This window comes from Leeuwenhoekiella sp. LLG6367-2.1 (genome assembly GCF_045055775.1).
Lineage (GTDB): Bacteria > Bacteroidota > Bacteroidia > Flavobacteriales > Flavobacteriaceae > Leeuwenhoekiella > Leeuwenhoekiella aequorea.
Window position 1 is genome coordinate 3,409,948 of record NZ_CP159331.1, and the last position, 14,492, is coordinate 3,424,439.

General features: G+C 35.3%; 12 protein-coding genes. 7 read left to right on the forward strand and 5 right to left on the reverse strand.

The features are described 5' to 3' along the window. The first annotated feature begins 52 nt into the window (after positions 1-52). The 6 genes from ABVM53_RS15185 to rplT all read left to right on the forward strand — a co-directional run bounded on the left by ABVM53_RS15185 (position 53) and on the right by rplT (position 5,728). Positions 53-1,018 carry an AAA family ATPase gene (locus tag ABVM53_RS15185; protein ID WP_405330878.1) on the forward strand — a complete coding sequence of 322 codons (966 nt, stop codon included), beginning with the start codon at positions 53-55 and terminating at the stop codon, positions 1,016-1,018. 8 nt (positions 1,019-1,026) lie between these two features. Further along, positions 1,027-2,358 carry a DUF58 domain-containing protein gene (locus ABVM53_RS15190; RefSeq protein WP_405330879.1) on the forward strand — a complete coding sequence of 444 codons (1,332 nt, stop codon included), beginning with the start codon at positions 1,027-1,029 and terminating at the stop codon, positions 2,356-2,358. Positions 2,359-2,440: 82 nt separating this feature from the next. Next, the gene (gene thrS, locus ABVM53_RS15195) at positions 2,441-4,387 is read left to right on the forward strand and encodes a threonine--tRNA ligase (RefSeq protein ID WP_405327783.1); all 1,947 of its coding nucleotides are present in this window, start codon (positions 2,441-2,443) and stop codon (positions 4,385-4,387) included. A 49-nt stretch (positions 4,388-4,436) separates the two neighbouring features. Continuing rightward, entirely contained in the window at positions 4,437-4,964 is a 528-nt protein-coding gene (gene infC / locus ABVM53_RS15200) for a translation initiation factor IF-3 (protein ID WP_128756839.1), read from the forward strand. Positions 4,965-5,078: 114 nt separating this feature from the next. Then, a complete protein-coding gene (gene rpmI, locus ABVM53_RS15205) occupies positions 5,079-5,276 on the forward strand; it encodes a 50S ribosomal protein L35 (protein ID WP_128756838.1) in 198 nt (65 codons plus the stop codon). A gap of 107 nt (positions 5,277-5,383) precedes the next feature. Next, positions 5,384-5,728 carry a 50S ribosomal protein L20 gene (rplT, locus tag ABVM53_RS15210; RefSeq protein ID WP_128756837.1) on the forward strand — a complete coding sequence of 115 codons (345 nt, stop codon included), beginning with the start codon at positions 5,384-5,386 and terminating at the stop codon, positions 5,726-5,728. Positions 5,729-5,824: 96 nt separating this feature from the next. On the opposite strand, the gene ABVM53_RS15215 is transcribed toward rplT, so the two are convergent. The 3 genes from ABVM53_RS15215 to guaA all read right to left on the reverse strand — a co-directional run bounded on the left by ABVM53_RS15215 (position 5,825) and on the right by guaA (position 9,885). Next, complete coding sequence (locus tag ABVM53_RS15215; RefSeq protein WP_405327787.1) at positions 5,825-6,229, reverse strand: OsmC family protein; 405 nt, start codon at positions 6,227-6,229, stop codon at positions 5,825-5,827. Positions 6,230-6,235: 6 nt separating this feature from the next. Continuing rightward, the gene (locus ABVM53_RS15220; protein ID WP_405327790.1) at positions 6,236-8,215 is read right to left on the reverse strand and encodes a LysM peptidoglycan-binding domain-containing protein; all 1,980 of its coding nucleotides are present in this window, start codon (positions 8,213-8,215) and stop codon (positions 6,236-6,238) included. 137 nt (positions 8,216-8,352) lie between these two features. Continuing rightward, entirely contained in the window at positions 8,353-9,885 is a 1,533-nt protein-coding gene (guaA, locus tag ABVM53_RS15225) for a glutamine-hydrolyzing GMP synthase (RefSeq protein ID WP_405327793.1), read from the reverse strand. A gap of 410 nt (positions 9,886-10,295) precedes the next feature. Here guaA and ABVM53_RS15230 point away from each other — a divergent pair, with 410 nt between their 5' ends. After that, positions 10,296-11,030, forward strand: a complete 735-nt coding sequence (locus tag ABVM53_RS15230; RefSeq protein WP_371456715.1) for an XRE family transcriptional regulator — start codon at positions 10,296-10,298, stop codon at positions 11,028-11,030. Between the two features lie 82 nt (positions 11,031-11,112). Here the strand turns inward: ABVM53_RS15230 and ABVM53_RS15235 are convergent, their stop codons facing one another. Then, positions 11,113-12,003, reverse strand: coding sequence for an anti-sigma factor (locus ABVM53_RS15235; RefSeq protein WP_405327797.1), 891 nt, complete (start codon positions 12,001-12,003; stop codon positions 11,113-11,115). Positions 12,004-12,124: 121 nt separating this feature from the next. Further along, a complete protein-coding gene (locus ABVM53_RS15240) occupies positions 12,125-14,389 on the reverse strand; it encodes an aconitate hydratase (protein ID WP_405327800.1) in 2,265 nt (754 codons plus the stop codon). Between the last annotated feature and the right edge of the window lie 103 nt (positions 14,390-14,492).

The window sequence follows — 14,492 nt, forward strand, 5'->3', positions numbered from 1 at the left end:
AAATATAAACAAGGAGTTACAATCTACTTCTGCTACTGAAAGTTCAGAGAATATGGATTTCGTAAACCGAATTCCCTTAGAGGGACTTCGTAATGCAGTAGACCAACTTAAATCAGAATTAGCTAAAGTAATCGTGGGTCAACACGAGTTTATAGAATTGTTAATAGTTGCACTTTTATCTGAAGGACATGTATTGATTGAAGGAGTTCCCGGTATCGCAAAAACGGTAACCGCAAAGCTATTTGCAAAAACATTAAGTACGGCATTTAGTCGAATTCAATTTACCCCAGATCTTATGCCGAGTGATGTATTAGGAACATCGGTATTAAATATGAGTACGAGCAATTTTGAATTTAAACACGGGCCTATATTTTCAAATATTGTACTTATTGATGAGATAAACAGAGCACCTGCAAAAACGCAGGCAGCCCTTTTTGAAGTAATGGAAGAACGGCAAATAACCATAGATGGTCATCAATACAAATTAGACAAGCCATTTATGGTTTTAGCAACTCAGAATCCTATTGAACAGGAAGGAACTTATGCATTACCTGAAGCACAATTAGACCGATTTTTATTTAAAATTAAAGTGGGTTACCCAGACCTTACCGATGAGATTGCCATTCTAAAAAGCCACAATGAACGAACTATAAGCCAAGAAGCTTCAATTACACCTGTCCTAACTCCAGACCAGTTGGCAGAATACCGCAGTCAAATTCATCAAATACGTATTGAAGAAAAGATTTTAAACTACATCGCCGCGATCACTGTAAAATCAAGAACGCATCCTCATTTGTATTTAGGAGGTTCTCCACGTGCATCACTAGCAATTATGAACACCTCAAAGGCTTTCGCTGCAATCAATGGACGTGATTTTGTTACACCAGAAGATGTAAAAAGAACAGTTATACCTGTGCTTCGACATCGCGTAATTCTTTCTCCTGAAAGGGAAATGGAAGGGATGACACCAGAAAATGTAATAGATATGCTTGTTCAATCTATAGAAGTACCCCGCTAGTGCGCATAATTAGATTTATAAAAAGTTTATATTTAGGAACACGGGTTTACTACGCCGTAGCTATACTCATACTTCTATTCTTAATTTCATATTGGGTTCATCTATTTTTTCCTATCGCATTAATTGGGTTATGGCTTTTATTACTAATCATCTTATTTGACTGTGTAACTCTTTATAGAACAGCCGAAGGAATAACCGCTACTAGAAATTTACCCGAAAAGTTCTCTAATAGTGATTTAAATGAAGTTCCTCTCTTCATTCAAAACAAATACGGCTTTAAAATCTATTACGAAATAATTGATGAAATCCCCATTCAATTTCAAAAACGAGATTTTTTAAAATCAGGTTCCATAGAATCAAAAGATCGCGTAGCTATTAGTTATGCACTACGACCCGTTGACAGAGGAGTTTATAACTTTGGAAATCTCAATATATACGTACATTCTCCACTGCAAATCATTAAGCGACGTTATACATTTAATAATGGACAGATGGTAAAAGTGTATCCTTCCTTTATTCAAATGAAGAAATATGCATTTTTAGCAATAGATAATAAACTAACTCAGTTCGGACTCAAGAAAATACGTAGAATAGGTCACACAATGGAGTTTGAGCAAATAAAAGATTACGTGACTGGTGATGATGTGCGCACAATAAACTGGAAGGCTACAGCAAAACGAGGTTCTTTAATGATTAATCAGTTTCAGGACGAAAAATCACAACCGGTTTATTCTATAATAGATGCAAGTCGGGTGATGAAAATGCCCTTTAATGGCCTTACACTATTAGATTATGCTATAAACAGTACGTTAGCCTTCAGTAATATTGCACTTAAAAAAAATGATAAGACTGGTCTTATAACTTTCAGTAACAGCATTCAAAATCATTTAGCTGCAAGTAATAAAAAAACACATCTTAATATTATTCTAGAAATCTTATATGCTATAAATACAGAATTTTTAGATAGCGACTTCGGAAGGTTATATGCAGAAGTAAAGCGCAAAATTACCCATAGAAGTTTGTTACTTTTGTATACAAACTTTGAACATATAAGCAGTTTGCATCGACAACTACCTTATTTAAAAGGCTTGTCAAAAAAACACGTACTTGTTGTTATCTTTTTTGAAAACACAGAACTCGATACTCTTATCAAGAAAAAAGCTGCAAACACTCCGGAAATTTATCATAAAACAATTGCACAAAAAATGGAATATGATAAAAAACTTATGGTAAAGGAATTAGAAAAACACGGAATACAAGCTGTTTTAACGCGACCTGAAGATCTTTCTGTGAATACAATAAATAAATATCTTGAGATAAAGGCAAGAGGAATTTTGTAAGTTGAAAGTTATACTAAACTTTGAATTTGATTTTTTTAGTATTGTCGTGAAACCCCTTATATTTACAGCTTAAATTTGAACTATGATCCAGGTTACTTTGCCAGACGGCAGTGTAAAAGAATTTGAAAGCGGCGCAACACCATTTGATGTCGCAAACAGCATAAGTGCAGGTCTTGCACGTAATGTTATTTCAGCAAAATATAATAATACAACAGTAGAAACAACGACGCCATTAACAACAGATGGATCACTTGTTCTATACACGTGGAATGATGATGAAGGAAAAACAGCCTTCTGGCACTCCTCTGCTCATATTCTTGCTCAGGCATTAGAAGAATTATATCCTGGTGTAAAACTTACTATAGGACCTGCAATTGATAAAGGTTTTTATTATGATGTAGATCTTGGAGAACGCACATTAGGAGAACACGATTTTAAAAAGATCGAAGATAAAATGCTTGAAATCGCCCGCGGAAAACACGAGTTTTCCATGCGAAGCGTCTCTAAAGCTGATGCTTTAGAATTATATAAAAAACAAAACAATCCGTATAAGGTTGAATTAATAGAAAATCTTGAGGACGGAACGATAACTTTTTGTGATCACGATAATTTTACAGATTTATGTAGAGGAGGTCATTTGCCTAATACCAGTTTTGTAAAAGCGGTAAAATTAATGAGTGTCGCAGGTGCTTATTGGAGAGGTGATGAGAAAAATCCGCAGTTGACTCGAGTTTATGGTATTTCTTTTCCGAAGCAGAAAGATTTAAAAGAATATCTGGAGTTATTAGAAGAAGCAAAAAAGAGAGATCATAGAAAACTAGGTAAAGAACTACAATTATTTACATTTTCTCAAAAAGTAGGTCAAGGTCTGCCATTATGGCTGCCTAAAGGTGCCGCTTTGCGTGAACGCTTAGAAAACTTTTTAAAGGCTGCACAGAAAAAGGCAGGCTATGAAATGGTAGTTACGCCACATATAGGTCAAAAAGAATTGTATGTGACCTCAGGTCATTATGCGAAATATGGCGCAGACAGCTTTCAACCTATTACAACTCCTGCCGAAGGAGAAGAGTTTTTGTTGAAACCAATGAACTGTCCGCATCACTGTGAGATTTATAATGCAGTGCAATGGAGTTACAGAGATTTACCAAAACGTTTTGCTGAATTTGGAACTGTATATCGTTATGAGCAAAGTGGTGAATTACACGGCTTAACACGTGTACGCGGGTTTACTCAAGATGATGCTCATATATTTTGTACTCCAGATCAGTTAGATGACGAGTTTATGAAAGTTATAGATCTAGTACTTTATGTATTTGGATCATTAGGCTTTGAAAACTTTACAGCTCAAGTTTCATTACGTGATCCTGACAATAAAGAAAAATACATAGGCTCTGATGAAAACTGGGCTAAGGCTGAAAATGCAATCATAAACGCTGCTAAAGCTAAAGGACTAAATTATGTCATAGAAACCGGCGAAGCTGCATTCTACGGACCAAAATTAGATTTTATGGTTAAGGATGCCCTAGGTCGTAGCTGGCAGTTAGGAACTATACAAGTAGACTACAATCTGCCAGAACGCTTTGAACTTACCTATAAAGGCAGTGACAATGAAGAGCATCGCCCGGTAATGATACACCGTGCTCCTTTTGGCAGTATGGAACGTTTTGTAGCGATATTATTAGAACATACGGGAGGTAATTTCCCACTTTGGCTTATGCCGCAGCAAGCTATCGTTTTAACACTCAGTGAGAATTATGAGAAATACGCTCAAAATGTTTTAGAATTGTTAGAAAATCACGAAATTCGCGCCACGGTAGATGACCGCGGAGAAACAATGGGTCGTAAGATTCGAGAAGCGGAAATGCAAAAATTACCGTTCATGTTAATTATTGGTGAGAAAGAAGCTAATGATGGTACGGTTTCTGTACGTAAACATGGTGGTGAGGATTTAGGTACGATGACAGTTGCAGAATTTGCAGAAGTTGTTAATACCGAAATCAACAAAACACTAAAGAAATTTGAAGTTTAATTAAAAAGATATAGCCATAGCAATACGTAGAAAAAGATCAAGAGGACCCATGAGGGTTCAGAAGACAGACCAACACCTTATCAATCAAAAGATACGTGCTCGTGAAGTACGACTTGTAGGAGATAATGTAGAAATGGGGGTATATCCCACCAGTAAGGCACAAGAAATCGCAGATGAACAGGAATTAGATTTGGTTGAAATATCACCAAATGCAGAACCTCCTGTTTGTAAAGTGATGGATTATAAAAAGTTCGTTTACGAGCAGAAAAAGCGTGAGAAGGTCATGAAGGCCAAAGCGTCTAAAGTAGTCGTAAAGGAAATTAGATTTGGGCCTAATACAGATGATCATGACTACGAGTTTAAAAAGAAACATGCAATTAAGTTCCTTGAAGAAGGTTCTAAATTAAAAGCATACGTTTTCTTTAAAGGTCGCTCAATAATCTATAAAGATCAGGGTCAAATATTACTGTTACGTCTAGCTCAGGAACTTGAAGATTATGGCAAAGTTGAACAAATGCCAAAATTAGAAGGTAAAAGAATGATTATGTTCTTAGCTCCTAAGAAAACAGCTAAATAACAGTCTTTAAGACACAAAAGATAAATCCCGTCTTTTTTACAAGGACGGGATTGTTTTGATATTAAAAAATCAAAACAAAAAACATAAGCGGATTAATTAAATAAACTAGGAATTATGCCTAAGATGAAAACAAAAGGCAGTGCTAAGAAGCGTTTTAAGCTTACAGGTACTGGTAAAATCAAAAGAAAGCACGCGTTTAAGAGTCACATCTTGACTAAAAAGTCTAAGAAACGTAAGCTTGCATTAACTCACGATACTCTCGTTCACAAAGCTGACGAAAACAACGTGAAAATTATGTTACGTATTAAATAATACGTAACCGGTTCAATTATTTTATAAACCCTGGAGTTAGGCAAAACATTAAATAAAGCGTTTTAAAAGTGGTATTACTACCCGCCTGCTACAAAAACAATTAAATTATGCCAAGATCAGTAAATTCAGTTGCTTCTAGAGCCCGAAGAAAAAAGGTAATGAAGCAAGCCAAAGGTTACTTTGGAAGACGTAAAAACGTCTATACAGTTGCAAAAAATGCGGTTGACAAAGCAATGCTATATGCATACCGTGACCGTCGCCAAAAGAAAAGAAATTTCCGTGCTTTATGGATAACTCGTATCAATGCGGGTGTACGTTTACATGGTATGTCTTATTCTCAGTTTATGGGCAAAGTGAAAACTGCAAAAATCGAACTTAACCGTAAGGTTTTAGCAGATTTAGCAATGAATCACCCAGAAGCTTTTGAAGCAATCGTAAATAAAGTAAAATAAGGCTAACGCCTAATTAACAATATTCCGCTTATACTAGAAAAGCCCAATCGTAAGATTGGGCTTTTTTTTATTCTATAAATAATATCAGTTTTAGCTTTACAACCAGTTAAAATGAATTTCCTTTTCAATATCTGGATGAAGACTGTTATGAACGGGACAGGTATTAGCGGTATTCTCTAATATCTTTCTATCCTTATCAGCAGCTACACCTTTTAGATCTAATTGTATTTCGATTCTAGCAATTCGTCTAGGATTTGCAGACATTATCTTATTAATTAATGCTACAGATCCTTCCAGATTAACACCTTCTAAAGATTCAGCCTTAATTCCCATTACAGTAAGCATACAACTTGCTAGAGCAGTTGCTACGGTATCAGTAGGTGAAAAAGCTTCTCCTTTACCATTATTGTCTATAGGAGCATCTGTAATAAAGGAATTTCCTGATTTTAAATGTTCGCAGGTAGTACGTAATCCACCTAAATAAGTCACTTTACTAGTCATAAAAGTTTAGTTTTTTAAATACCCAGTATTTGCATTAGTGTCACCAGAAACTTCAACCACAATCTCTTCTAGATTTTTTCCGTATTTAATAATGTAAGATGCTTTGTTATAGTATCCTGAAGAAGCCGGGTCTTGAACATAATTGAACTTATTTTCTACATATTGGGTTATATAACCAGAATCAGCAGCAGTATAAAGACTTTCTGAAGCTGCTAATCGTAATAAGGTATCAAATGTAATATCATATCCTCTTACAGCATAACTGCTAGGCGCATAACCATACTTTGAGGTGTAAGCATCTACAAAAGATTCATGAGTATAATCATATTCTCTTGACACAGATGGAAAATGAAAATTTAATTTCATTAAAGTAATATTAGATACATCATCACTATCATAAGCAGAACCCTTATCTGTAGTTAACAAGGTTATCTCACTGCCAGACATTTGCGTACTTAAGGTTGTAGTAATATTACTTATTAAGGCAATATCATTAGATTCTAAAATTACCCAGTTTTGAATGGTACGAGAAAGATTTGAGACTAAATCACTAGATCTTATATAATAGCCATTACCACTACTTCTTGGCGACACAATTTTTGCATCAGGATATAAACTTTGAATACGTTGTTTTGTATTTTGATTTTTAGAATCTGCAACAATAATTATATTTTTTCCTCGACCATTCTGTTTGATAAAATTGATCATTTGATCTTTTAAAATTTTATCATCTGGACGAGATTGAAACAGATTTGAGCTCATTGTAACCGATGGAACGATAGGTGAAACTACCGGAATACCTTTATTTCTCAACATTGCTGAGGCTTTTTCAACATTAGATGTAAGTAAAGGACCTATCACAACATTCATTTTATCAAAGTCTTTTCGGTTAATGATTTCTTCTATTTTACGATCATTAGTAGCATTACCCGCAGATCGAGAATACTGGGTGTCATAAACATATAAATTTGAAGAAATCCCTAATGCTTTAGCTGAATCAACAGCCATAAGTACACCACTGTAAAAGTCCAACGCAATATTCATTACGCGATCTGACTTTAAGGCATTTTTTTTCAATTCTTCAGAATCTACCTGAACACTACCCAGATTAAATGGCATCATTACAGCCACATTTTTGACAGATAAGTTTTTTAGATTCTTAGAAAGATTTATCGCACCACCGGTAGTACTAACTTTAATTTCATTTGTAAGTTTTGACTTCGGAATCGTTAAAACCATTCCACTTTTCAATCCATCTTTAAGAGAAGGGTTTAAAGTAGTCAATTGTTCTTCAGATAAATTCCATCGCTGGATAAGACTGTATAAGGTTTCCTTAGGCTTAACCTCATAAAAACCATATTTACTATCCTCAATGACAGCATTATTTGTGTAAGCTTTATCGGGAACATTTAATATATCTCCTATTTGTAACCCATCAACAATACCCGGATTTAGGTTTTCAAGATCTGATACGGAAATACCGTACATAGAAGCCAGACCATACTTAGTTTCTTTTGGCTTTACGATGTGTTTTCTGTTTGTAGTCGTCGGTTTTGAAGTTTCTGAAATTGCTTCAGAAGCTTTTGGTTTCAGGATTTTTATAATCTCTCCGTTTCGCAATTCAGCACTATACAGATGTTGATTATAACGCTTGATTTGTGATTCGGTTACTCCGTATTTTTTAGTTAGATTATACAGCGTCTCCCCTTTTTGTACCGTGTGAAATATAAAATTTTCATTTTCAGTATTAGAGCCGGTAGTGTCTGCATTTCCACCAGGAAGTATAAGAACTAAACCAGGATATAGTTGGCCTTTAGCCTCAGGATTCAGTTTATAGATTTCATAAACAGTTACATTATACTTATTTGCAATACTGGACACAGTCTCGCCTTCACTTACGCGATGACTCGAATAGGTTTGTTGCCCTATACTTGAGCAACTAAATACTACAAATATGAAAATAAACAATATGGTTACATTTCTCATTACTGGGATTTTATTATAAATGGGATTTTAAGTCAAGACTCAAAACCCCATTATTAGATTTATTTAAAGTAAAATACCTAATTAGGTATCTGCTTTATAATATGAATATGTCGAAAATTAGTTAAAACATAAACTAATTACTCCCATTCTATAGTTGCTGGTGGTTTTGAACTGATATCGTAAACTACTCTATTAACGCCTTTAACCTTATTTATTATATCATTAGATACCTTTTGTAAGAAATTATAAGGTAGATTCACCCAGTCTGCCGTCATTCCATCGGTACTTTCTACAGCTCTTAGCGCAACACATTTTTCATAGGTACGCTCATCTCCCATTACTCCTACAGAATCGACAGGCAATAAAATTGCACCTGCTTGCCAAACCTGATCATACAAATCCCAATCTTTAAGACTATTTATAAAGACGGCATCTACTTCTTGTAATATTCTTACTTTCTCGGGAGTGATATCTCCCAGAATACGAATTGCTAAACCGGGACCTGGAAAAGGATGTCTACCTAAAAGTGCTGGATTCATATCCATACTTGCTCCTACTCTACGTACTTCATCTTTAAAAAGCATACGTAAAGGTTCTACAACCTGAAGTTTCATAAAATCTGGTAATCCACCTACATTATGATGTGACTTTATAGTTGCTGAAGGTCCACCGGTCGCAGAAACAGATTCTATAACATCAGGATATATTGTTCCTTGAGCTAGCCACTTTGCATTTTCAACTTGATGCGATTCATCATCAAAAACGTCAATAAATACTCTACCTATTGTTTTTCGCTTTTCTTCAGGATCACTTTTTCCTGCTAAAGCATCTAGAAATCGAGCTGAAGCATCTACTCCCTTTACATTAAGTCCCATTCCCTCGTATTGCTTTAATACATCCTGAAACTCATTTTTACGTAAAAGCCCGTTATTTACAAAAATACAATGTAGATTCTCTCCAATAGCTTTATGCAAGAGCATAGCTGCGACAGAGCTATCAACCCCACCAGAAAGACCTAAAATAACTTTATCTGATCCTATTTTACTTTTAAGTTGCGCTACCGTGCTATCTACAAAACTATCTGGAGTCCAGCTTTGTTCTACTTGAGCGATATTTACAAGAAAATTTTCTAAGATCTGCTTTCCATCAGTCGAGTGATAAACTTCTGGGTGAAATTGTATTGCATAGGTTTCTTCTCCTTGAAGTCTGTAAGCAGCATTCTCAACATCGTGAGTACTGGCCAATCGCACCGCACCTTCCGGTAAGCGCTTAATTGTATCACTATGACTCATCCAAACCTGACTTCCCAGAGTTACGTTTTCAAAAAAAGCTTCATCCTCTTTTATCATAGAGAGGTTTGCTCTACCGTATTCACGAGTACTTGACTGTCCTACTTCACCGCCGTGAAAATGCGCCAAATATTGAGCACCATAGCAAACACCAAGCAATGGCTTTTTACCACGTATATTTGTCAAATCTGGATGCGGTGCATCTAATGCACGAACAGATGATGGTGATCCAGATAATATGACCGCTTTGTAGCTGCTTAAGTCTTCTGGTAATTTATTAAATGGTTTGATCTCGCAGAAAATATTAAGCTCCCGTATGCGTCTTGCAATTAATTGGGTATACTGCGAACCGAAATCTAAGATGAGTACGTTATTTTGCATAGGCAAAAATAGTATTTCTATCTATTTTGACTACTTCAAATTATGTGCAAATTTCAGAATATATCACACTTTTATTAAACGATTAATACCTATTTCATTTTGAATAAAATAATACTTTTTGTACTATTCCATTTGTAAGAATATTTTAATTTTTTGTTACTATAAATAGATGAAGATTAGCCATTTGCCGATATAATTCTACAAGTAAAGAATACGTTATTATCAAAATGAATCTGAAAATTATTACATTTTATGCCGAATTCGTCGATAATCTGTTATTTGTTGATAAATTATCAGTGTTTATTCAAAATTATTAGTATATTATTAAAAATATAACTAAAAACAATATAAGAGATATAAATCCTATATTTACAGCATCTTTAAATTTAAGTTCCCTAAACCTTAATAAAATGTCCATATCAAAACAACTAAAATTACTTCGTGAGCGCTCTGCTTTATCCCAAAAGAAAGTTGCGACCGAACTCGGTATTACCCAAGGCGCCTATTCTCTTATAGAAAATGGCCAGAATTCTATTACAACTGAACATTTACTTACATTAAGTAAATTGTACAGTGTCCCCACAGATCGTATTTTAAAAGGATCTCATAACTCGATTATGATGAGTTCCTCAAACGGTTTTGTACCTCTTATTAATGTAGAGGCTCGTGCCGGATTCATAGAAAACAAAGATAATGAGCAGTGGATGTCTACATTAGACATGTTCAAATTACCAGGTTATGAACCAGCAGATGGTCAAAAGCTGTTTGAAGTAGAAGGTGACAGTATGATGCCAACCTTAATGCACGGCGATATACTAATTACTCAACATGCTGATGATATTACTGAAATTCTTGACGGCTCTGTTGCTGTAATCGTTACTTCAAAATCTGTACTTACAAAACGGATTAAGAAGGATCTTTCTAATAATGCACTTATTCTAATAAGTGACAACAGTAAATACGAGAGCATTAGCTACGATCTTGACAATATACTTGAGATTTTAATCGTACGTGGTAAAATCACCAGCTCACTAAATGTGATCGATATGGACGCAAATAAGCGTGTTCAACATTTAGAAAGTCAAGTAGATAAATTACAAGGAGATATGAGTAGACTTATTGAAAAAATAAATAAACTCGTTTAAATAACATAACATACTTAAATTAAAAGTCATAAAAAAGCCGGTCGTTAGACCGGCTTTTTTATGACTCTATGTTTTCTAAATACTATCTTGAAACAACTCCCCTCGGGAAAGATAGGGTATTTAAATCCATAGTCTGAGTTGTAGGATATAATGAATTAGTAGATCTTGGATTAATTAGTGGCTGTATAACAAAGGGCTCAGCATAATTATTGTCTGGCTCAGGTTCCACAGAAATAAATACTTTCTTCAATCTTAAATCTGGAAGTAAATTAAATCCTAACTGACCAAGAATACTTTGGTTAACAAAATCTTCTCCAGGAAATTGAGGAGCTGTATTCACTTGAGAACTATAAGCAGCAGTTTCATCTCTACCCGTTGGAGAACTAAATCTACCTGTACTAAGATTAACAGATTGATTATTAGCATTAGGAACAGTAACCCATCCTTCATATCTCCATCCTGCAGGAAGTGTAGGTAGGTTTAAACCGGCTTGTGGATTTCCATTATTTGGATTTAACCAATACACACCATTCTGATTATTATTAGCATCAGAATCTGTAGGCGTCCATAAGGTAAAAATACCAGAGGCGTTAGAGAAATTACCTATTGAATTTGCAATAGTTAGATCTGCTGAGTTTCCATTAAAACTTCCCGATAAGATAACGGTATTACTTATATCATCACTAGGATCATTTCCAGGCTCTAAACTAATTTTGAAAGCCGAAGCATTCTCTACACTCGATGAAGCAGCAGAAAATGTCTGTCCGTTTGAAAGACTTCTAAATTTACCTAAAGAAATATCTTCACCTCCCGAAGTTAACCAAACTTCGTATTGCGAATTTTCTTCAAGACTTGGAAGTAGAGTAATAGATTGTAACGTGATATCTGTTCTAGAAACCGAATCATCGTCACCTGAACATGAAGCTACTAATGCAGCTGCCGTTAAAAGTCCCAGAAATTTAATTTTTTTCATATCTGTGTTTAAGTTTTTAAGTTGTGTTATGTTAACGCAAATAGCGTACAAAAATTTCAATAAAAAAACCAAACTGGTATAAAGCAGTTTGGTTTTAATAAATATTTAGTAAAAAGGCTGGTTAAGCGTTCTGCTTCTTAATAAGATTTAACGCAGAACCTTCACGGTACCATTTAATTTGAGCATCATTATATGTATGGTTTGCAATAATTGTGTCTTTGCTACCATCTGCATGTGTTACTTCTAATGTAAGAGGCTTATCTGGAGCAAAAGATTCAATATCAACAAAGCTGAAAGTATCATCTTCCTGAATTAGATCGTAGTCGCTTTCATTAGCAAAAGTAAGACCTAACATACCTTGTTTTTTAAGGTTTGTCTCGTGAATACGAGCAAAAGATTTTACTAATACTGCAGCAACACCTAAGAAACGTGGTTCCATTGCAGCGTGCTCACGAGAAGATCCTTCTCCATAGTTGTGATCACCTACAACAATAGTTTTGATTCCTTTAGCTTTATATTCTCTTTGTGTATCAGGAACTCCACCATACTCATCAGTAAGTTGATTCTTCACAAAGTTTGTTTGCTTGTTAAATGCATTTACAGCACCTATAAGACAGTTATTAGAAATATTATCTAAATGTCCTCTGTATCGTAACCACGGCCCTGCCATAGATATGTGGTCTGTAGTACATTTTCCAAACGCTTTAATAAGAAGCTTAACCTCTTTTAACTCAGAATCCTGAATTGGGGTAAAAGGCTCTAATAACTCGAGACGCTCGCTATCTTCAGCTACCTTAACAACAACAGAACTTCCATCTTCGGTAGGAGCTAAATAACCATTTTCATCAACAGCAAAACCTTTTGGAGGTAATTCTAAACCTACAGGAATATCTAATTTTACTTCCTCACCATCTTCGTTAAGAAGTGTATCATTAATAGGATCAAAATCTAATCTTCCTGAAATTGCAATAGCTGCAACCATTTCTGGAGATCCTACAAATGCGTGTGTATTAGGGTTACCATCTGCACGCTTAGAGAAGTTACGGTTAAAAGAATGTACAATTGTATTTTTCTCGTCCCCTTTACGATCGCTACGATCCCACTGTCCTATACACGGTCCACAAGCATTAGTAAAAATAGTAGCTCCTAAGTTTTCAAAAACCTGAAGCAAACCGTCGCGTTCTGCTGTAAAACGTATTTGCTCTGATCCTGGATTAATACCAAAATCACTCTTAGGCTTTAATTTTTTATCTATCGCTTGTTGAGCAATTGAGGCTGCTCTTGATAAATCTTCGTAAGAAGAGTTTGTACAAGAACCTATAAGTCCCCAATCTACTTTTAAAGGCCAGTCATTTCTTCTAGCTTTCTCACCTAATTCACCTACAGGAGTAGCTAAATCTGGAGTGAAAGGTCCATTAAGATGTGGTCTTAATTCTGAAAGATTGATTTCGATTACTTCGTCGAAGTATTGTTCTGGGTTGGCATATACTTCATCATCTCCGGTTAAATATTCTTTAACCTCGTTTGCTGCATCCGCAACATCTGCACGATCTGTAGCTCTGAGGAAACGCTCCATAGACTCATCATAACCAAAAGTCGAAGTTGTAGCACCTATTTCTGCACCCATATTACAGATTGTTCCTTTACCTGTACAAGATAAGTTACGAGCACCAGGGCCAAAATATTCTACAATAGCACCTGTCCCACCTTTTACAGTAAGTATGCCTGCAACTTTAAGAATAACATCTTTAGATGCGGTCCATCCATTTAACTCACCGGTTAATTTTACACCGATTAACTTAGGGAATTTTAGCTCCCAAGCCATACCTGCCATAACATCAACAGCATCAGCACCACCTACACCTATAGCAACCATACCTAAACCACCTGCATTTACAGTATGACTATCTGTACCTATCATCATCCCTCCAGGAAATGCATAGTTTTCTAAAACTACCTGGTGAATAATACCTGCACCCGGCTTCCAGAAACCTATTCCGTATTTATTAGAAACAGATTCTAAGAAGTCAAATACTTCATTACTTGTTTCATTAGCACGAATTAAATCTTTTTTAGCACCTTGTTTTGCTTGAATAAGGTGATCACAATGAACAGTGGTAGGAACTGCAACATTCTTCTTACCTGCCTGCATAAATTGCAAAAGCGCCATTTGAGCTGTAGCATCCTGGCAAGCGACACGATCTGGAGCAAAATCTACGTAATCTTTACCACGCACAAATGCCTTATCTGTTTTACCATCCCAAAGGTGAGAATACAATATTTTTTCTGCCAGTGTTAAAGGTTTACCGGTAACTTCACGAGCTGCATCAACGCGCTCCTTTACATTACTGTAAACCGATTTGATCATATCAATATCAAATGCCATATCTAAATTTTAGTTAAATGAATATGTATAAAAATTTCGCTTAAAAGCGGACGGAAAAATACGAAAAAGCCTTCAAAATACGAAGTGTTTGAAGAGATTAAGA

What these genes read in the sequence shown, in the direction of transcription:
- rplT (WP_128756837.1), top strand. Translation starts at nt 5,384, where the DNA reads ATGCCAAGATCAGTAAATTCAGTTGCTTCTAGAGCCCGAAGAAAAAAG.
- ABVM53_RS15230 (WP_371456715.1), top strand. Translation starts at nt 10,296, where the DNA reads ATGTCCATATCAAAACAACTAAAATTACTTCGTGAGCGCTCTGCTTTA.
- ABVM53_RS15220 (WP_405327790.1), bottom strand. Translation starts at nt 8,215, where the DNA reads ATGAGAAATGTAACCATATTGTTTATTTTCATATTTGTAGTATTTAGT.
- ABVM53_RS15215 (WP_405327787.1), bottom strand. Translation starts at nt 6,229, where the DNA reads ATGACTAGTAAAGTGACTTATTTAGGTGGATTACGTACTACCTGCGAA.
- infC (WP_128756839.1), top strand. Translation starts at nt 4,437, where the DNA reads ATGAGGGTTCAGAAGACAGACCAACACCTTATCAATCAAAAGATACGT.
- ABVM53_RS15235 (WP_405327797.1), bottom strand. Translation starts at nt 12,003, where the DNA reads ATGAAAAAAATTAAATTTCTGGGACTTTTAACGGCAGCTGCATTAGTA.
- thrS (WP_405327783.1), top strand. Translation starts at nt 2,441, where the DNA reads ATGATCCAGGTTACTTTGCCAGACGGCAGTGTAAAAGAATTTGAAAGC.
- guaA (WP_405327793.1), bottom strand. Translation starts at nt 9,885, where the DNA reads ATGCAAAATAACGTACTCATCTTAGATTTCGGTTCGCAGTATACCCAA.
- ABVM53_RS15185 (WP_405330878.1), top strand. Translation starts at nt 53, where the DNA reads ATGGATTTCGTAAACCGAATTCCCTTAGAGGGACTTCGTAATGCAGTA.
- rpmI (WP_128756838.1), top strand. Translation starts at nt 5,079, where the DNA reads ATGCCTAAGATGAAAACAAAAGGCAGTGCTAAGAAGCGTTTTAAGCTT.
- ABVM53_RS15240 (WP_405327800.1), bottom strand. Translation starts at nt 14,389, where the DNA reads ATGGCATTTGATATTGATATGATCAAATCGGTTTACAGTAATGTAAAG.